This window comes from Variovorax atrisoli 110B, from assembly GCF_000382045.1.
Taxonomy (GTDB): Bacteria; Pseudomonadota; Gammaproteobacteria; order Burkholderiales; family Burkholderiaceae_C; genus Variovorax; species Variovorax atrisoli.
Map to the genome: position 1 here is coordinate 1,127,810 of NZ_KB907450.1, position 16,803 is coordinate 1,144,612.

Consider the following 16,803-nt stretch of genomic DNA (forward strand, 5'->3'; position numbering starts at 1 on the left):
CGCAACCATGACGAAGAATTCGCCCCCCAAGGCCCGGAAACCCCGTACGGCCGGTCGCCCCGCCGGTGGCGGCGGCCTGACGAAGCAGCGCATCGCCGAGGAAGCGCTGGCGCAGATCGACGAATTCGGCCTTGGCGCCTTCAGCATGCGCGAAGTGGCGGCCCGGCTCGACGTCTACCCGGCCACGGTGCACTGGCATGTGAGCACGCGCGAGGCGCTGCTGGCCGAGGTGGCGGCGCTGGTCATGGCCGAGGTCGCGCCGCCGCCGGGCAGGCTCGGCTGGAAGGACTGGATCGCCGAACTCTTCCGCCGCTGCCGTGCCGCCGTGCGGCGCCATCCGAACGTGGCGCAGCTGCTGGGCGCGCAGCTGGTGTCCAACGGCAGCCTGCCGATGGAGCTGGTCGAAGGCATCCTGGCCACGCTGGCCGATGCCGGCTTCGAGGACGAATCGCTGCTGGAGGCCTACAACTGCGTGGTCGCCGCGATGCTGGGCTTCCTGACGATGGAGTTCTCGCCCCTGCCCGCCGACAACACCCAGGCCTGGGCCGAGGAGCTGCGCGAGCGCGTGCACACGATCCGCCCGCTCGACCACCCGGTGCTCACGCGCAACCTCGCGCAACTGGCCAACAAGGCCTTCATCCTGCGCTGGGACAACGGCACGACAGTGCCGTTGGACAGCAGCTTCGAGCGGCATATCCAGATCACCGTCGACGGGCTGGATGCCTTCGCGCGAAGGCTCAGGTCGGCGTAGGCCCCAGCAGTTCGTAGAGCACCATCCGCGTCTGGCGGCCCCGCAGCTGGGCGAGTTCCTCGATGCGGCGGGTGGCGAGGCGGCCTCGCAGTCCCTGGAAGGTGGCCTCGGAGATCAGCATGCAGGTGCCGAGCTCCTTGTTGGCGCCCTCGATCCGGCTCGCTGCGTTGATCGCGTCGCCGATGGCGGTGTATGACAGGCGGTCGCTCGAGCCGAGCACGCCCGCGATCACGTGGCCCGTATGGATGCCCACGCGCGTGCGGAACTCCTGCAGCCCTTCGGCACGCCACTTCTCGTTGAGCGCATCCATCGCGGCACAAAGCTCGATGGCCGCCACGCAGGCGCGGTACTCCGCGTCCTCGAGTTCGTTGGGAGCTCCCCACAGCACCATGATGCCGTCGCCCATGAACTTGTCGATCACGCCGCCGTGCCGCGCGAAGATGCCCGCGGCAAGGTTGAAGTACTCGGTGAGCTGCCGCACGAGCAGATCGGCCGGCATCGACTCGGAGATGCTGGTGAAGCCCTCGACGTCGGTGAACATCGCGGTGATGCGGCGTGGCGACCCGCTCGGCCCTAGTGCGTGCCCTTCGGCGACCAGCTGCCGGATGATGTCCACCGGCACGAACTTGCTGAAGGCCTTGAGGCTGCGCGCCGACTCGTCCAGCGCCTGGTTGAGATGCTGGATCTCCAGCACCCGGCTGGGTTCGATCGGCAGGTTGTCCAGCTCCAGCCGCCCGATTCGGCGTGCGACACGCGAGAGGTTCTCGATCGGCCCGGTCACCAGCTTCGACAGCCGCAGCGAGATGAAGAGCGAGAGCGCCAGGAAGCCGACCGTCAGAAGCAGCGACCAGAGCACCGAGCGATGCAGGCTCCCGAGCAGCAGGTCCTCGGGTTCCCAGCTCACCAGTTGCCAGCGGGTGTGCGGCAGGTGCGAGGTCTGCACGAGGTAGCGGCGCCCCTCGTGCTCGATGGAGAAAGCCATGTCGTCAGCGCCGCCCGCAGTGCTGGCCGCGAGCATGTGCGCGTGGATGGTTCCAAGCACGCCGCTGTCGGGCGACTCCAGCTTGCGTACCGGCTCGGGGTCGTTGCTGCGCGCGATCACGTGGTGATCGGCACTCAGCAGCGCGCTCTCGCCGCTGCCCAGCGCGCCGGATATGCGCATCAGCCTCGACAGATGGCCCAGCGACACGTTGGCATCGACCACGAGCCCGCGCTTGTGGCCTTCGTCGTCGACGCGCCCCGCTGGCCGCGCATGGCCGATGGCGAGTTCCTTTGCATCGCTCATCAGAAAAGGCTGGGTCCATACTGGGCCCTTCGCCTTCATGGCCTCCAGATACCAGGTGCGTTTCTCGGGATCGAAGTCGCTGCGGTAGGCCGAGATCGAAGTCGTCGCGAAGCGCTGCTTCGCATCGCCGCCTTCCAGATCGGGCGAGCTCTTGTAGTGCCAGGTCTCGGTGCTGAATCCGTCGCCGCGCAGCACCTGGCGGATGGCCGGCACCGGGTAGCGCACCGCCATCAGCACATGGCCGTGATCGGTGGCCACGTTGATGCTGTCGATCTCCGGCGTCTGCTCGAGCAGGGTCCAGAGCATCTCGGCGGTCTGCTCGCCGTCCTCGCCGCAGACATGGACGCTCGGCGAATCGGCGATCGCGCGGATCGCCGCCTCGGTCTTCGCGAGGAAGGCCAGCACGTTGTCCTCGACCCGGTCGTGGTTGATCTTGTGTGCCGCGGTGCCCACCCTCGACACCAGCTTCTCTGCCGCCCAATAGCCGAAGGCCACCAGCAGCAGCGACTGCACCAGCGCCACCGCGCAGATGATGGTGCCCACGTCGACCCTGAAGCGACGCAGGCGGGTGCCCTTGAAGTCGTCATCTGCCATGCAAGTTCCTCTCCTTTTTCTCTTGCTTCACGCTTATCGGCGCGTGTTCCGGTTTCTTTTGTTCTGCGGCTGCTTTTCCTGCCGGCGGCGATTCTCGCGCCGCCCGCCCGCAGCCCAAGGGTTTTCCCGCCGCAAAGGCACGCCCGCCGTCGCGGCTTCCTGGCAGCGGATAAAATCCGGCTCGCGTCGCGGGTTGCCCGGGGCGCACTTGCTAGGGGTGCTGGGCGGCTTGCCGACCGGCTGAGAAAGTCCCTTTGAACCTGATTGAGGTAATCCTCGCGCAGGGAAGCTGGTCCGGTGACCTCTCACGCCTTCTCGCGTGACAGCCGCGTCGCCGGGGCCTCGCCCACCTGCCAAACCTTTTGCACTGGAGCAAACGGATGGCACAAGACAACAACGACAGCGCCGGCGGCGCCGCCGTCTCCAACGAAGCGCTGACTCCCCTGCCCGTCTCGCAGCGCGTGTTCGGCTGGCACGACCATGCATCGCTGTGGTTCAGCCTCGGCGTCGGGCTGCTGGTGACGCAGATCGGCGCGTACCTCGTGCCGGCCGTGGGCACGCGCGACGCGGCGATCGCGATCGTGCTCGGCTCCTGCATCGGAGCGGGCCTGCTGGCCTGGACCGCCCGGCTGGGCTGCCAGAGCGGCCTTGCAAGCGCCGGCCTGATGCACGCGACCTACGGCAGCGCCTTCGCGCGGCTGCCGGTGCTGCTCAACATCGTGCAGCTGGTGGGCTGGACCACCTTCGAACTCGTCGTGATGCGCGAAGGCACGCAGGCCATCGGCCAAACGGTGGTCGGCCCTGCGATCGGCTCCTTCTGGGGCGGCGTGCTGACGACGCTGCTGTGGGGCGCGGTGCTGCTGGCGCTGCTCGCGGGCTCGATGGTGAAGCTGGTGCGGCGCTTCGTGAGCCGCTTCGGGCTGCCGCTGGTGGTGCTGTCGCTGTTGTGGCTCAGCTGGCAGTTCGCGACGCAGCTGCAGGCCAAGGGCCTGGATGCATTCTGGGCTCGCCCGGGTGACGGAACAATGGGCATGTTCGGCGCGCTCGACCTGGTGATCGCGATGCCGGTGTCATGGCTGCCGCTGGTGGCCGACTATGCGCGGCACGGCAAGCGCAGCACGGGCGGCCTGGGCGGTGCGTTCGGCGGCACGTGGATCGGCTATGCGGTCGCGAACATCTGGTGCTACGCGCTGGGTGTGATGGTGGTGAGCGTGGCAGAACCGGGCACGGGCCTCGTCACCGCGCTGCTGCTGGCGCAGGGCGGGCTGGTGGCGCTGGGGCTGATCCTGATCGACGAGCTCGACAACGCGTACGGCGACGTCTACTCGGGCTCGGTCTCCACGCACAGCCTGCTGCCGCGCTGGAGCGTGAAGCGCTGGGGCCTGCTGCTGGCCGCCCTGTGCATCGCGCTGGCGCTGGTGCTGCCGATACACACCCTGGAGCCCTTCCTGCTGATGCTGAGTTCGGTGTTCGTGCCGCTGTACGGCGTGATCATCGGCCGGCTCGGCAGCGGCGAGACGGTCTCGCCGCAAGGTACGCAGCGCAAGGTCGACCTGGTCGCGGCGCTGATCTGGATCGCGGGCATCGCCGCCTATCACGCGCTCGCCAAGTGGGGGCCGCAGCTAGGCTCCGCGCTTCCGACGCTGGCCGCGACCTTCGTGCTGGCCTGGCTCAGCCGGCCTTCAACGGCAGCCGGTGCGTCGGCACTGGCGCAAAGCCGTGGTTGAGGGGGCCATGGCCTGCGCCGATCTTCACGCCCGCACCCGCGGCCATCGCGCCGAGGATGTAGGCGCGCGCGCGTTCCACCGCATCGGGCAGCGTGGCGCCCAATGCCAGGTGCGCCGCGATGGCGGACGACAGCGTGCATCCGGTGCCGTGCAGGTTGCGGCTTTCGATGCGGCCGGAGGCCAGCCGCCGGCGTTCGCCACCGCCCTGCAGCAGCACGTCGACCACTTCGTTGCCCGGCAGATGGCCGCCCTTGAGCAGCACGGCCTTCGCCCCGAGCGCCAGGAGTTCGTCCGCCGCGCCGTCGAGCGCATCCACGCCGTCGATGGCATGGCCGATCAGCAAGGCGGCCTCGTCGAGATTGGGCGTGACGACGATCGCGCGCGGGAACAACTCGCGCACCAGCACCTGCACGGTTTCCGCCGCGATCAGGCGGTCGCCGCTGGTGGCGACCATCACCGGGTCGAGCACCACGTTCTTCAGCTGGTAGCGGTCGATGGCCCACGCCACCACTTCGACCACCTCTGGCGCATGCAGCATGCCGAGCTTGACGGCGTCGACGCCGATGTCTTCGACCACGGCCTGGATCTGCGCCTTGAGGAAGTCGGGCGGCACGCCGTGGATGCCCGAGACGCCCAGCGTGTTCTGCGCGGTGAGCGCGGTGATGGCCGTCATGCCGTAGCAGCCCAGCGCAGCGAAGGTCTTGAGATCGGCCTGGATGCCGGCGCCGCCGCCGCTGTCGGAACCGGCGATGGAAAGCACGCGTGCGTAGCGCTGTGCGGGCTCTTGGTTGGTGCCTTGGGTCATGCCGAAAATTATCCGCGACGCGAAGGAGCCCCGGCATGAGCCTTCCTTTCAACTCCGTCGCCATCCTCGGTGCAGGCCTCATGGGCCGGCTGATGGCGGTGACGCTCGCGCGGTCCGGCTGCAAGGTCGACGTGTTCGAGGCTGGCAGCGCCGACGCCGAAGGCGCCGCCGCGCGCGTGGCCGCCGCGATGCTCGCGCCGCTGGCGGAGTCGGCGGTGGCGCCGGTCTCGGTGGTGCGCATGGGGCAGCACGCGCTGTCGCGCTGGCCGGAGTTGCTCGCGCCGCTCGTGCAGCCCGTGTTCTTCCAGCGCGAAGGCACGCTGGTGCTCTGGCACCGGCAGGATGCCACGGAGGCCACCCGCCTCGCCCGCGTGCTCGCGAACACCGGCGCGCAGGTACCCGAGCTGGCGCCGATGCAATCCGTCGATGCCCGCGCGATCGCCACGCTGGAGCCTTCGCTGGGCCAGCGCTTCGCGCAGGGCCTGTTCCTTCCGGGCGAAGGGCAGCTCGACAACCGCGCGCTGCTCGCTTCGCTGCTCGCCACGCTTGAGGCCAGCCCTCGCGTCACGCTGCATTGGCAATCGCCGCGTGCGCCCTCGGACTTCACACCCGGTGCTGCCGGCCAGCCCGACTGGGTGATCGACTGCCGCGGCCTCGGTGCCCGTCCGCAGTGGAATGCCCTGCGCGGCGTGCGCGGCGAGGTGATCCGCGTGCATGCCCCCGAAGTGAGCCTGCAGCGGCCCACACGCCTCGTGCATCCGCGCTACCCGCTCTACATCGCGCCCAAGCCGGGCAAGCTGTTCGTGATCGGCGCGACGGAGATCGAGTCGGACGACATGTCGCCCGCCAGCGTGCGCTCCACGCTCGAACTGCTCAGCGCCGCGTATGCGGTGCACAGCGGCTTCGCCGAGGCGCGCATCGTAGAGATCGCGACGCAATGCCGGCCGACGCTGCCCGACAACCTCCCTGCCCTGCGCCTGCCGCAGCCGCGCGTGCTGCAGATCAACGGCCTTTACCGCCACGGCTTCATGATCGCGCCCGCGATGCTCGATGCCGCATTGGAAGTGCTGACGCTTGGCCACTCGCCACTGGCCAAGCGCTTCGGCATGCAGACCCAGGACACATGACGATGAACATCCTGATCAACGACAAGCCCTTCACGCTGCCCGACGAAGCGAAGCTGGCCGACGCGCTGGCCGCGCTGGAGGCCACGCCGCCCTTCGCCGTGGCCGTGAACCGCGAATTCGTGCCCCGCTCGGCCTACGCGACACGCGCGCTGAACCACGAAGACCGCGTCGAGGTGATCCGCCCCGTGACGGGCGGCTGATTTGATGGAGACAACGCAAATGACGACCACGAACGATCCCCTGGTGCTCTACGGAGAGACCTTCCACAGCCGCCTGCTGCTGGGCACCGCACGCTACCCCTCGCCCGATCTGCTCGAGGCTGCCGTGAAGCGCGCGAAGCCCGCGATGCTGACCGCCTCGCTGCGGCGGCAGACCGCCAGCCAGGGCTCGGGCAACAGCGAACTGGGCAACGGCTTCTGGGAGTTGCTGCGCAAGCTCGCGGTGCCGGTGCTGCCGAATACCGCCGGCTGCCACAGCGTGCAGGAGGTGATCGCCACCGCGCAGATGGCGCGCGAGCTGTTCGACACGCCGTGGATCAAGCTGGAGCTGATCGGCGACGACTACACGCTGCAGCCCGACACGCTGAACCTGGTCGACGCGGCCTCGCAGCTGATTCGCGAAGGCTTCAAGGTGCTGCCCTACTGCACCGAGGACCTGGTGCTGTGCCAGCGGTTGGTCGACGTCGGCTGCCAGGCGGTGATGCCGTGGGCCGCGCCCATCGGCACCGGCCGCGGGCCGGTCAACCCCTACGCGCTGCAGGTGCTGCGCGACCGCCTCAAGGTGCCGATGCTGGTGGACGCGGGGCTGGGCCTGCCTTCGCACGCCTGCCAGGTGATGGAGTGGGGATACGACGGCGTACTGCTGAACACCGCCGTCGCGCTGGCGCAGGACCCGGTCGCGATGGCTGGCGCCTTCGCCGACGCGGTGCAGGCCGGCCGCAGCGCACATCGCGCCGGCGCCATGGCCGCTCAGGAGGCCGCGCAACCCAGCACGCCCGTGCTCGGCACGCCTTTCTGGCATCACGAATCATGAGCACCCCATTCGACTCCGGCGCCATCGCGCAGGCCATCGTCGCGGCGCACGGGTTGCGCTTCGGCGCGATCACGTCGGCGCCGGTGAGCGCGCCCAACTTCTCTTCCGACGATCCTGTCTACCGCGGCGCCAAGCGCGCGTGCTCCGCGCTCGGCTTCATCGAGATCGACGCCGAATGCCTGGCCCACGCCTGGCGCGCGCAGACGCAGCGCCTGAGCAGCTTCGACGCGGCGCTGTGGCCCGATGCGCCGGAAGACTTCGGCATGCGCCCCTTTCCGCCCACCGCTCGCGACGACGCGTTTCCGCCGTGCCCCGCGCGGCTCGGCCTCTATGCCGTGCTGCCCGATGCCCGATGGGTCGGCCGCATGGCGCGCGCGGGCGTGCCCACCGTGCAGCTGCGCTTCAAGTCGGACGACGGCGACGCCGTCGAACGCGAGGTGCAGGCGGCCGTCGACGCGGTGCAAGGCACGGGCGCCCTGCTCTTCATCAACGACCACTGGCGGGTGGCCATCGCAGCAGGCGCCTATGGCATCCACCTGGGCCAGGAGGATCTCGACGCGCTATCGGCCGAAGACCTCGGCCAGCTGCGCGCATCGGGCCTGCGGCTGGGTGTCAGCACGCACGGCTATGCGGAGATGGTGCGCGCCGACAAGGTGAGTCCGAGCTACATCGCCATGGGCGCGGTGTACCCGACCACGCTCAAGAAGATGGCGACCGCTCCGCAGGGCGTGGCGCGGCTGGACGCCTATGCGCGACTGCTGCGCGGCTATCCGCAGGTCGGCATCGGCGGCATCGATGCGGTGCGGCTGCCGGAGGTGCTGGCCACCGGCGTGGGCTCCGTCGCCGTGGTGCGCGCGCTTGTCGCGGCCGACGACCCGGAAGCCACGGCCGCGCAGTGGATCGCGGCCATCGATGCCGCCGCAGGCGAATGAACAGAATGAAAAAGACCGAGCTTCCCTTCGATTCTTCCAGCCGGCATCGGCTGTCTCCCGTTTCTCGTGCGCTGGCAGCCCTGCTCTTCGCGGCGGCATGTTCAGCGCATGCGCAGCAGCAATCGGCGCTGCCCGAGATCACCGTCAGCGAAGGCACGGCGGCGCCTCAGGCCGACGTGAGCGGCTTCGGCGACGTGCCGCTGCGCGAACTGCCGATCTCGGCCACGGTGATCGACAGCCAGCAGCTGCAGGCCAGAGGCGCGCGCCGGCTCGCAGATCTCACGCAGTTCGACGCCTCGGTCACCGACGCCTACAACTCCGCGGGCTACTGGGACTACCTCACGGTGCGTGGCTTCGTGCTCGACAACCGCTTCAACTATCGGCGCGAGGGCCTGCCGATCAGCGCCGAGACATCGATCCCGCTCGACAACAAGGAGCGCATCGAGATCCTGCGCGGCACCAGCGGCATACAGGCGGGCACCAGCGCGCCGGGCGGACTGGTCAACTACGTCGTGAAGCGCCCCACCGAACAGGACCTGCGCACGGTGCGCATCGAGACCACGAGCCGTGGCAGCCTGCTTGGCGCCATCGACCTCGGCGGGCGCTTCGGCGAGAACCGGCAGTTCGGCTACCGCATCAACGTGGCGAGCGAGAACCTCAAGCCGCTGACGCACAACCTCGACGGCAACCGCAACCTGTTCTCGCTCGCGGCCGACTGGCGCATCACGCGCGACTCGGTGCTGGAGTTCGAGATCGAGCAAAGCCGCAAGACGCAGCCCAGCCAGAACGGCTACAGCCTGCTGGGCAGCGTGCTGCCCGCGCCGGTGGATCCGCGCATCAACCTCAACAACCAGCCGTGGTCGCAGCCCTCGGTGTTCAAGGCGCTGACGGGCACGGTGCGCTTTAGTCAGGCGCTGAATGCCGACTGGCGCTGGAGCGCGCAGATCGGCCAGCAGCGCCTGAAGAGCGACGACCGACTCGCCTACGCCTTCGGCTGCGGCGCCGAAGGCAACTACGACCGCTACTGCTCCGACGGCACCTTCGACTTCTACGATTTCCGCAGCGACAACGAGCGCCGCACGCTGACGGCCGGCAGCATCAACCTCAAGGGCAACGTGACGACGGGCAGCGTGCGGCACGAACTCGGCTTCGGCCTGCTGCAAAGCCGCGTGCGCAACCGCTTCGACAACCAGGCCTACAACTACGCGGGCACCGGCAACATCTGGGGCACGGCCATCGTGCCGCCGGCGCCGGATGCCACCACGCCGCAGACCAATCGCGACGAACGATCGACCGAGTTCTCGGTGCAGGACGCGATCCGCTGGAACGACCGCTTCACCACCTGGCTCGGCGCGCGCCACACGCGGCTCGACCGCAGCAGCATCGGCAACGACGGATCGAACCCGACCGGCTACAAGCAGGACGTGACCACGCCGTGGATCGCGGCGAGCTACGCCATCCAGCCGGGGCTCCTGGCCTACGCGAGCTGGGGGCGCGGTGTCGAATCGCAGGTGGTGCCGAACAGGATCTCGCAATACAGCAACGCGGGGCAGGCCTTGCCGGCACTTCGCTCAAGGCAGTGGGAGCTGGGCCTCAAGGGCGGCAACGATGCCTTCGATTGGCGGCTCGCCTGGTTCGACATCTCGCGGCCTCTGACCAACATCGACCTGTGCACCGGCCTGTGCGAAGTGCGCAACGACGGCAAGGCGGTGCATCGCGGCCTCGAAGCCGGCGCGCAGTGGAACCAGGGGCCGTGGCGCGTCGGCGGCAGCGTGACGTTGATCGACGCCAAGCGGCGCGGCAGCACTGCCGATCCGGCGCTCAACGGGCAGTCACCCACCAACGTGCCCAAGCAGGTGCTGCGCGCGCAGACCGCGTATCGCTTCGCGTCGGTGCCGGGCCTCGAAGTGGCCGGACAGCTTTCGTACGAAGGCCGCCGCAACGTGCTGCCCGACGGCTCGGTCACCCTGCCCTCGTGGACGCGCGTCGATGCCGTGTTGCGCTACGACACCAAGCTGCGCGGCGCGAACGCGAGTTGGACGCTGTCGGTCGACAACCTGTTCGATCGCCGCTACTGGAAGGAATCGCCCTACCAGTTCGGGCATGTCTACCTGTTCCCAGGCGCGCCGCGCACGCTGCGCCTGGGGCTGAGTGTTGCGCTTTGAGCGCGCGGCCTAAAAGTCGCGAAAAATGACGCTATAATCTAAGGCTTGTTCCTCGATAGCTCAGTCGGTAGAGCGCCGGACTGTTAATCCGTAGGTCCCTGGTTCGAGCCCAGGTCGAGGAGCCACCATCAAGCCGCAAGGCCTCTGGATGCCCCGCTACTCACAAGGTAGCGGGGCATTTCATTTGAAGTGGTGCGCGGTGTTTGTCGCAGGCAATCGTCGCATCGATGCAAAAAATGCAGTCGAAGAGCCAAGATCGGCAAATCCATTGCATATAATTTAAGGCTGTTCCTCGATAGCTCAGTCGGTAGAGCGCCGGACTGTTAATCCGTAGGTCCCTGGTTCGAGCCCAGGTCGAGGAGCCACCATCAAGCCGCAAGGCCTCTGAAGAGCCCGCTGTCTTTCCGGACAGCGGGCTTTTTCTTTGGGCCAGCCTGCTTCACTGCGATCTGCGCAAAGCCGGCCAAGCGCCCTTCACGCGCAGGGCGCACACTCGCGCGCATGGAAAGCAGCCGCCGCATCGAGCAGGACTACCGCGCCCGCGTCGCGCGCGCCGTCGCAGCCATCGTGGCCGATCCAATGGCCGAGCACCGGCTCGAAGATCTCGCGCGGCTCGCGCATTTCTCGCCCTTCCACTTCCATCGCGTCTACGCGAGCGTGGCCGGCGAAACGGTTGCCGCCACCGTGCGGCGCGTGCGGCTCGCGCTCGCGACACGGCTGCTGGAAGCCGGCGACCAGAGCATCACCCAGGTCGCGCTGGCAGTGGGCTACGAGAGCCCACAGGCCTTCACGCGGGCCTTCGGGCAGTTCACGGGACAGTCGCCGCGTTCGTTCCAGCAGAAGGTGGTGCGGGCGATCCTCGATGTCGATGCATTGCCGCAGCCGGATGAAGGCATCGCCGCGCCGGCCGTGCGGATCGTCGAGCACCCCACGAGACGACTTCATGCACTGCGGCACCAGGGGCCGTTCTCCACCATTCCCCATACGCATCGGCGGCTGCGCCTGCATGCAGGCTCCGCACGCATTTCGGACCGCTGGGGCGCTTCCTTCGGCGATCCCGAGAGCGGCATCGGCTACAGCTACTACGCCGCAGTGGATTCCCCCGATCCCTGGCCCGACGCCGCCGACGTGGAGATGCTCGACATTCCCGGCGGCTGCTACGCGGCGCATCGCCTGGCCGGGCCGTACTCGCAGATCAACGCCGCCGTGCGCGCCCTCTACATCCGCTGGCTGCCCTCCAGCGGCTACGAGCCCGACGACAGGCCCACGCTGGAGCACTACCTGAATTCGCCGCGGCAGGTTTCGCCGTCCGAACTGCGCACCGACCTGCTGATCCCGATCCGCCGCGCGATTGCGGCTTGAAACAGCACAGCTAGCGCGGCTGGAAAGCAATGAGCCCCATGCCCGCGAGGCACACCGCCACGCCGGCCACGTCCCACGTCGTCGGCCTCACGCCATCCACCGCCCAGAGCCAGGCGATCGCCACGCCGATGTATACGCCCCCATACGCGGCATAGACACGCCCGGCGGCCGTCTCGTGCAGTGTGAGCAGCCATGCGAACAGGGCGAGGCTGATCGCAGCGGGCACCAGCAGCCATACGGAGCGGTCCTGCTTGAGCCAGAGATAAGGCAGATAGCAGCCGACGATTTCCGCGAGCGCCGTCGCGACGTAGAGAAGAAAGGTCCGCATGCATGGATTGTGAGGCGCGGCTCGCAGCGCGCTTACCGGCAACGAACGCGGGGCCATTGCTTGATGGGCCCGGGAGGCATCCCTACACTCGCGCGAATGGCCCGTCTTTCGTTCGACTCCCGCAAGCACGCTGCACTCGATGCAGCGCGCGTCGGCGATGTCGCGACCACGGCGACCATGGCCGTCTACCGACGCACCTGCGCACTTTCCTGAGCCCGGCGGTCCGCTACCCTTCCTTCTGATGCGCGAACCATTGACCGCCGGGCACCCGCCGCGCGGCCGCGACGCCGTTCATTTCATTCCTCATTGACGGCGCCGCACTCGATTGGAGTGCTTCATGCTTGCAACCATTCACGGAGAGCGCACGCTCACCGAACTCGACTTCGTCCGCCTGGGCAAACTCGCCGATCAACAACTTCCACCGGCGCTCGCCGAACTGCTCGACGCGGCGGACGTGCTGCCCTCGCGCGAAGTCCCGGCCAATCTTGTGACGATGAATTCGCAGGTCGAGATCGAAGACCCGGCCACGGGCCAGCGCCAGCAGATCACGCTGTGCTATCCGGGCGACTCGCAGCCCGGTGCAGGCTTCGTTTCGGTGCTGTCGCCGGTCGGCATCGGCCTGCTGGGCGTGAAGGCCGGCACGCTCGCCTGCTGGCGCATGCCCAACGGGGTGGAGCGCTCCGCGCGCGTGTCGGCGGTGCTCTTCCAGCCGGAAGCCAGCGGGGACTTCACGCGCTGAAGCGGGGCTTTCGCTCAGTGCTTGATGACTGCGCTGGTGCGGTCCTTGGCGCTGTCGATGGTCGCACTCACGGAGCTCGTGTTGATCGCCAAAGCGACCAGGACGGCGCCGACGAAAGCAGGATCGGCGGGACTGTTGAAGTTCGAAGCGCCCGCGATGGCCAGCGCCTGCTGCACCTGCTGGCGGGTCAGTTCCGCAGCCGCTTCTCCAACGATGTTCTTCTTGGTCGCCATCTGAAACTCCTGGAAGTGAAGGAGCGACTGTAACTTTCGAGACAGCGCGTTCGCTGTCCGGTCGCTCGCAGGCTGCGGGTACGGACTCGTGCCTGGTTGCAGCGTGTTCCAGGAAGTATCCAAAGTAATAGAATCGCCGCGCCCTACCCGCCCGTCCCCCGGTGCAGTGCGCCGGCCGACGCCGCGGCCCAGGGCGATCGAGGACATGGGCTGCCGCAGCCCGCACCTCCCCACTTCGGGCTCCGGCCGATGCACCACCCGCGCGGTGGAAACCACTCGGCCGCACCGCGTGCATGCACATGACTTTCGGCACTGGCGTGCCGGATTCACGGGTCGTATCGTCGCGCGGTCGCCGGCGGCGCGTCGAATCGGGAGGTCATACAGGCCAAGGCAGATCCATCTTCGATCTTGACAAGTGACGTCCGCAACGGGCGCCGCATTCTTTTCACTTGACAGATCGGGACATGGCTTTTTCTAAACTCTCTCTCGCAAGCGCACTCGCCGGCCTGCTGGCCCTTTCGGGCTGCCAGACCATGGACATGCAAATGGGCAGCCAGTCGGCCAAGACCGTGGCCACCGGCAGCGCAGCAGGCAGCGCGACCTCCGGTGAAAGCAGCCAGCTCGAGCGCTGCGATTCGCCGCTGGGCACGATCTCGCTGATCGAGAACGTGAACGCGGGCTGGTACACCATCCTCACCGGCGAATACAAGCTGCCGCCCACGGCCAACCTGCTGCGCCTGCTGGTGCAGCAATCGAACTGCTTCGTGGTGGTCGAGCGCAGCGCCGCCGGCATGAACGCCATGACGCGCGAACGCGCACTGCAGCAGTCGGGCGAAATGCGCGGCGGCAGCAACTTCGGCCGCGGCCAGATGGTCGCCTCCGACTACGGCCTGTCGCCTGAGATCGTGTTCAGCAACAGCGATGCCGGCGGCATCGGCGGCGCGCTCGGCGGGCTGGTGGGTGGCGGCCGCGGCCGCGCCATCGCCAACCTCGGCGCGAGCCTCCAGACCCGCGAAGCCAGCGCGCTGTTGACGCTGATCGACAACCGCTCGGGCGTGCAGGTCGCGGCCTCGGAAGGCAGCGCGTCGAAGACCGACTTCGCGGGCTTCGCAGGCTTGGGCGGCCTCTCCGCTGCCGGCGGCATCGGCGGCTACACCCGCACGCCGCAGGGCAAGGTGATCGCCGCGGCCTTCATGGACGCCTTCAACCAGATGGTCCGCTCGCTGCGCAACTACAAGGCGCAGACCGTGCGCGGCCAGGGCCTAGGCGGCGGCGGCCGGCTGGGTGTGGATGGCGGCGCGGCACCGTCGCAGACCTACGTGCCGTCGGAGAAGGCCCCGGCACGCCGCCGCAAGTAAGAGGCAATGCCCCGCCGGCCGGCCCGCCTCGCTCAGAGGTAGCGCGTCTCGGCCGGCGCCTCGAACCAGTTGTTGTTGCGCCCGTCCATGTACCGGACGGGCGCCGTCGACAGTTCCTCCAGCGTCACGTCGTCCAGGCAGTTCACCGCCACGCTCACGTAGGCGCCGCCGATCTGGGGCACATTGCCGCGCCCGAACGAGCGCACGCCGCAGTTCCGGCAGAACAGCCACTCGGTGCTGTGCGAGTTGAACTGGTACAGCGACAGCTCCTCCTGCCCCGACAGCAGCGTGAAGGCGTCCGGCTTCACGATCGCGCCCCATGCGCGGGTCTTGGTGCAGATCGAGCAGTTGCACTTGCCCGTGCCTTCGGCCAGATCGATCAGGGCCTGGAAGCGGACCTTGCCGCAATGGCAGCTGCCGTTGTACGTCTTCTTCATGGTCTGTGTTCCTGTTTTCCTCGCTGCGGAGGCTGTTGAGCGAAGACCCGAGGCTACGCCCCATTGCGGACAGTTCCTGTCCTCGATTGCAGGCATGATGTGCGCATGCTGTCTGCCACCGCACGCCTGATCCGGCTTCTTTCCCTTTTCCAGGCGCAACGCTCCTGGACGGGCGCCGACCTTGCCGCCCGGCTCGAGATCACCGAGCGCACGCTGCGCCGCGACGTAGACCGCCTGCGCAGCCTGGGCTACACGGTCGACTCGACCTCGGGCGTGGCCGGCGGCTATCGGCTGGGTGCGGGTACAGCGATGCCGCCGCTGCTGCTGGAAGACGAGGAAGCCATCGCGGTCGCCCTCGGCCTGGGCAACCCCGCAGGCGCCTCGGCAGACATCGGGAACGCCTCGATGCGCGCGCTGGCCAAGCTCGAACAGCTGATGCCGCCGCGCCTGCGCCGCCGGCTCGACAGCGTCCGCGCATCGGTGGTGCCGGTGATGCAGGACAAGTCGCCTGTGCGCCTGAAGGCCGTGTCATTGCTTGCCGAGGCCTGCACGGAGCGGCTGGAGTTGCGCTTCGGCTACCGCGACCACCACGACGCCCCGACCGAGCGCACCGTGCAGCCTCATCGCGTGGTGCAGACCGGCACGCGCTGGTATCTGCTGGCCTGGGACGTGGCGCGCGAGGACTGGCGCACCTTCCGGCTCGACCGCATCGTCGAGCCCGTGCCGACCGGCGAGCGCTTCACCCCGCGCCGGCTGCCTCATGGCGACGTGGCTGCCTACATGGAGCATGCGCTGAAGGTGTCGCCCTACCTGCACCATGCGCAGATCGTGGTCCACGCGCCCATCAAGGCGCTGGAGCCCTATCTCGCCTGGGTCGGCGGAACGCCGCATGCCGTCGGCGAGGGTTCCACGCGCATCGCCACCGCGGCCAATTCGCTCGACGCGCTGGCCGTCTGGCTCGGCTGCATGCCGCACGATTTCGAGGTCGAGTCACCGCCGGAGCTGGTCGCGCACCTTTCGCTCGTGGCCGGGCGGCTGGGCAAGGCGGCGTCCCGTGCATCCCGCCCATCCCATAGGCCACCGAAAGCGGTAGGCCGCCTCCCCCGTATATAGGATGGGCAGCGAACCAGCCGCCCCCTACCCTCTGCGACATCAGCAACCCAGGCCTTTCTTCCCATGCGCCTCGTCACCACGCCATGCATGAGCGCATGCAGCTTCTCCTCCACAGGCCCGGTCCACGCATGATCGCGGAAACACAGGTCGCCCTCGTCGAAGACGACACCGGCATGCGCGAGCGCATCTCGCGCGTGGTCGATGCAGACCCCTCCCTGAGCCTGGCCTACAGCGCCTCCAATGCGAGCGACATCCTGCGCTGGCTGATCGACAACCCGGTCGACGTGCTGCTGGTGGACCTCGGCCTGCCCGACCGGCCCGGGCTGCAGGTGATCAGCCAGTGCCGCAACATGCAGCCGGCCTGCGCGGTGATGGTGCTTTCGATCTTCGGCGACGAGGCCAACATGGTCCAGGCCTTCGAGGCCGGCGCCAGCGGCTACCTGCTGAAGGACGGCACCGAGGCCGATCTCGCCACCCACATCCGCCACCTGCGCGCCGGCGGCTCGCCGATGTCGCCGGTGATCGCGCGCAAGCTGCTGCGCCGCTGGCAGGCCCACTCAGGCGGTGCATCCAGGGAACAGGCTGCTGCCAAGGCCGCCGGTGCCCCGACGGTCGCGCCAGAACGACTTTCACCGCGCGAGTTCGAGGTGCTCGACCTGGTCTCTCGTGGTTTCACCTATGTCGAAGTCGGGATGCAGATGGGAGTCTCGGCCTCGACCGTCCAAACCCATATCCGCAATATCTACGGCAAGCTGGATGTGCACAACAAATCGGAAGCTGTTTTCGAGGCCCGCAACCTCGGCTGGCTTCCCTAG

At 68.3% G+C, this 16,803-nt stretch carries 17 protein-coding genes, 2 tRNA genes and 1 riboswitch; of the genes, 14 read left to right on the forward strand and 5 right to left on the reverse strand.

Annotated elements, in window-relative coordinates:
• Positions 1-7 precede the first annotated feature (7 nt).
• On the forward strand, positions 8-751 hold the full coding sequence (locus G369_RS0105320) for a TetR/AcrR family transcriptional regulator (RefSeq protein ID WP_038114078.1): 744 nt from the start codon (positions 8-10) through the stop codon (positions 749-751).
• Here the strand turns inward: G369_RS0105320 and G369_RS0105325 are convergent.
• Positions 738-2,630 (reverse strand): adenylate/guanylate cyclase domain-containing protein, encoded by a 1,893-nt coding sequence (locus tag G369_RS0105325; protein WP_019652948.1) that lies wholly within the window; start codon positions 2,628-2,630, stop codon positions 738-740. The genes G369_RS0105320 and G369_RS0105325 overlap by 14 nt on opposite strands.
• 203 nt (positions 2,631-2,833) lie before the next feature.
• Positions 2,834-2,934, forward strand: a riboswitch (TPP riboswitch).
• Positions 2,935-3,010: 76 nt separating this feature from the next.
• On the opposite strand from G369_RS0105325, the gene G369_RS0105330 reads away from it, so the two are divergent.
• Positions 3,011-4,357, forward strand: a complete 1,347-nt coding sequence (locus G369_RS0105330; protein ID WP_019652949.1) for a purine-cytosine permease family protein — start codon at positions 3,011-3,013, stop codon at positions 4,355-4,357.
• Here G369_RS0105330 and thiD read toward each other — a convergent pair.
• On the reverse strand, positions 4,302-5,162 hold the full coding sequence (gene thiD, locus G369_RS0105335) for a bifunctional hydroxymethylpyrimidine kinase/phosphomethylpyrimidine kinase (protein WP_019652950.1): 861 nt from the start codon (positions 5,160-5,162) through the stop codon (positions 4,302-4,304). The genes G369_RS0105330 and thiD overlap by 56 nt on opposite strands.
• A gap of 35 nt (positions 5,163-5,197) precedes the next feature.
• Between thiD and G369_RS0105340 the strand changes: the two genes are divergently transcribed.
• From G369_RS0105340 to G369_RS0105375, 8 genes are all read left to right on the forward strand, one after another.
• The gene (locus G369_RS0105340) at positions 5,198-6,289 is read left to right on the forward strand and encodes an FAD-dependent oxidoreductase (protein WP_019652951.1); all 1,092 of its coding nucleotides are present in this window, start codon (positions 5,198-5,200) and stop codon (positions 6,287-6,289) included.
• Positions 6,286-6,489, forward strand: a complete 204-nt coding sequence (gene thiS / locus G369_RS0105345) for a sulfur carrier protein ThiS (RefSeq protein ID WP_019652952.1) — start codon at positions 6,286-6,288, stop codon at positions 6,487-6,489. Before G369_RS0105340 ends, thiS begins: the two co-directional genes overlap by 4 nt.
• Positions 6,490-6,508: 19 nt before the next feature.
• On the forward strand, positions 6,509-7,321 hold the full coding sequence (locus G369_RS0105350; RefSeq protein ID WP_019652953.1) for a thiazole synthase: 813 nt from the start codon (positions 6,509-6,511) through the stop codon (positions 7,319-7,321).
• Entirely contained in the window at positions 7,318-8,253 is a 936-nt protein-coding gene (gene thiE / locus G369_RS0105355) for a thiamine phosphate synthase (protein WP_019652954.1), read from the forward strand. Before G369_RS0105350 ends, thiE begins: the two co-directional genes overlap by 4 nt.
• Positions 8,254-8,258: 5 nt before the next feature.
• Entirely contained in the window at positions 8,259-10,418 is a 2,160-nt protein-coding gene (locus tag G369_RS0105360) for a TonB-dependent siderophore receptor (protein WP_019652955.1), read from the forward strand.
• Between the two features lie 49 nt (positions 10,419-10,467).
• Positions 10,468-10,543: transfer RNA gene (locus tag G369_RS0105365), tRNA-Asn, on the forward strand.
• 164 nt (positions 10,544-10,707) lie between these two features.
• A tRNA-Asn gene (locus G369_RS0105370) sits at positions 10,708-10,783 on the forward strand.
• Positions 10,784-10,919: 136 nt separating this feature from the next.
• Positions 10,920-11,780 carry an AraC family transcriptional regulator gene (locus G369_RS0105375; protein ID WP_019652956.1) on the forward strand — a complete coding sequence of 287 codons (861 nt, stop codon included), beginning with the start codon at positions 10,920-10,922 and terminating at the stop codon, positions 11,778-11,780.
• A gap of 10 nt (positions 11,781-11,790) precedes the next feature.
• On the opposite strand, the gene G369_RS0105380 is transcribed toward G369_RS0105375, so the two are convergent.
• The gene (locus G369_RS0105380) at positions 11,791-12,108 is read right to left on the reverse strand and encodes a YnfA family protein (RefSeq protein WP_019652957.1); all 318 of its coding nucleotides are present in this window, start codon (positions 12,106-12,108) and stop codon (positions 11,791-11,793) included.
• 337 nt (positions 12,109-12,445) lie between these two features.
• Here G369_RS0105380 and G369_RS0105385 point away from each other — a divergent pair, with 337 nt between their 5' ends.
• Entirely contained in the window at positions 12,446-12,847 is a 402-nt protein-coding gene (locus G369_RS0105385; RefSeq protein ID WP_026346213.1) for a GreA/GreB family elongation factor, read from the forward strand.
• A 14-nt stretch (positions 12,848-12,861) separates the two neighbouring features.
• Here the strand turns inward: G369_RS0105385 and G369_RS0105390 are convergent, their stop codons facing one another.
• A complete protein-coding gene (locus G369_RS0105390) occupies positions 12,862-13,080 on the reverse strand; it encodes a hypothetical protein (protein ID WP_019652959.1) in 219 nt (72 codons plus the stop codon).
• A gap of 464 nt (positions 13,081-13,544) precedes the next feature.
• Between G369_RS0105390 and G369_RS0105395 the strand changes: the two genes are divergently transcribed.
• Positions 13,545-14,438 (forward strand): CsgG/HfaB family protein, encoded by an 894-nt coding sequence (locus G369_RS0105395; protein WP_019652960.1) that lies wholly within the window; start codon positions 13,545-13,547, stop codon positions 14,436-14,438.
• Positions 14,439-14,470: 32 nt separating this feature from the next.
• Here G369_RS0105395 and G369_RS0105400 read toward each other — a convergent pair whose 3' ends face one another.
• Positions 14,471-14,875 carry a GFA family protein gene (locus tag G369_RS0105400; protein ID WP_019652961.1) on the reverse strand — a complete coding sequence of 135 codons (405 nt, stop codon included), beginning with the start codon at positions 14,873-14,875 and terminating at the stop codon, positions 14,471-14,473.
• A gap of 105 nt (positions 14,876-14,980) precedes the next feature.
• Here G369_RS0105400 and G369_RS35455 point away from each other — a divergent pair, with 105 nt between their 5' ends.
• Positions 14,981-15,988: a helix-turn-helix transcriptional regulator gene (locus tag G369_RS35455; RefSeq protein ID WP_019652962.1), complete on the forward strand. Its 1,008-nt coding sequence runs from the start codon at positions 14,981-14,983 to the stop codon at positions 15,986-15,988.
• Positions 15,989-16,116: 128 nt separating this feature from the next.
• Positions 16,117-16,803, forward strand: coding sequence for a response regulator transcription factor (locus tag G369_RS0105410; protein ID WP_019652963.1), 687 nt, complete (start codon positions 16,117-16,119; stop codon positions 16,801-16,803).

Excerpts from the sequence above, each read along its gene's own strand:
- G369_RS0105320 (WP_038114078.1), top strand. The coding sequence starts at position 8 with ATGACGAAGAATTCGCCCCCCAAGGCCCGGAAACCCCGTACGGCCGGT.
- G369_RS0105325 (WP_019652948.1), bottom strand. The coding sequence starts at position 2,630 with ATGGCAGATGACGACTTCAAGGGCACCCGCCTGCGTCGCTTCAGGGTC.
- G369_RS0105330 (WP_019652949.1), top strand. The coding sequence starts at position 3,011 with ATGGCACAAGACAACAACGACAGCGCCGGCGGCGCCGCCGTCTCCAAC.
- thiD (WP_019652950.1), bottom strand. The coding sequence starts at position 5,162 with ATGACCCAAGGCACCAACCAAGAGCCCGCACAGCGCTACGCACGCGTG.
- G369_RS0105340 (WP_019652951.1), top strand. The coding sequence starts at position 5,198 with ATGAGCCTTCCTTTCAACTCCGTCGCCATCCTCGGTGCAGGCCTCATG.
- thiS (WP_019652952.1), top strand. The coding sequence starts at position 6,286 with ATGACGATGAACATCCTGATCAACGACAAGCCCTTCACGCTGCCCGAC.
- G369_RS0105350 (WP_019652953.1), top strand. The coding sequence starts at position 6,509 with ATGACGACCACGAACGATCCCCTGGTGCTCTACGGAGAGACCTTCCAC.
- thiE (WP_019652954.1), top strand. The coding sequence starts at position 7,318 with ATGAGCACCCCATTCGACTCCGGCGCCATCGCGCAGGCCATCGTCGCG.
- G369_RS0105360 (WP_019652955.1), top strand. The coding sequence starts at position 8,259 with ATGAAAAAGACCGAGCTTCCCTTCGATTCTTCCAGCCGGCATCGGCTG.
- G369_RS0105375 (WP_019652956.1), top strand. The coding sequence starts at position 10,920 with ATGGAAAGCAGCCGCCGCATCGAGCAGGACTACCGCGCCCGCGTCGCG.
- G369_RS0105380 (WP_019652957.1), bottom strand. The coding sequence starts at position 12,108 with ATGCGGACCTTTCTTCTCTACGTCGCGACGGCGCTCGCGGAAATCGTC.
- G369_RS0105385 (WP_026346213.1), top strand. The coding sequence starts at position 12,446 with ATGCTTGCAACCATTCACGGAGAGCGCACGCTCACCGAACTCGACTTC.
- G369_RS0105390 (WP_019652959.1), bottom strand. The coding sequence starts at position 13,080 with ATGGCGACCAAGAAGAACATCGTTGGAGAAGCGGCTGCGGAACTGACC.
- G369_RS0105395 (WP_019652960.1), top strand. The coding sequence starts at position 13,545 with ATGGCTTTTTCTAAACTCTCTCTCGCAAGCGCACTCGCCGGCCTGCTG.
- G369_RS0105400 (WP_019652961.1), bottom strand. The coding sequence starts at position 14,875 with ATGAAGAAGACGTACAACGGCAGCTGCCATTGCGGCAAGGTCCGCTTC.
- G369_RS35455 (WP_019652962.1), top strand. The coding sequence starts at position 14,981 with ATGCTGTCTGCCACCGCACGCCTGATCCGGCTTCTTTCCCTTTTCCAG.
- G369_RS0105410 (WP_019652963.1), top strand. The coding sequence starts at position 16,117 with ATGATCGCGGAAACACAGGTCGCCCTCGTCGAAGACGACACCGGCATG.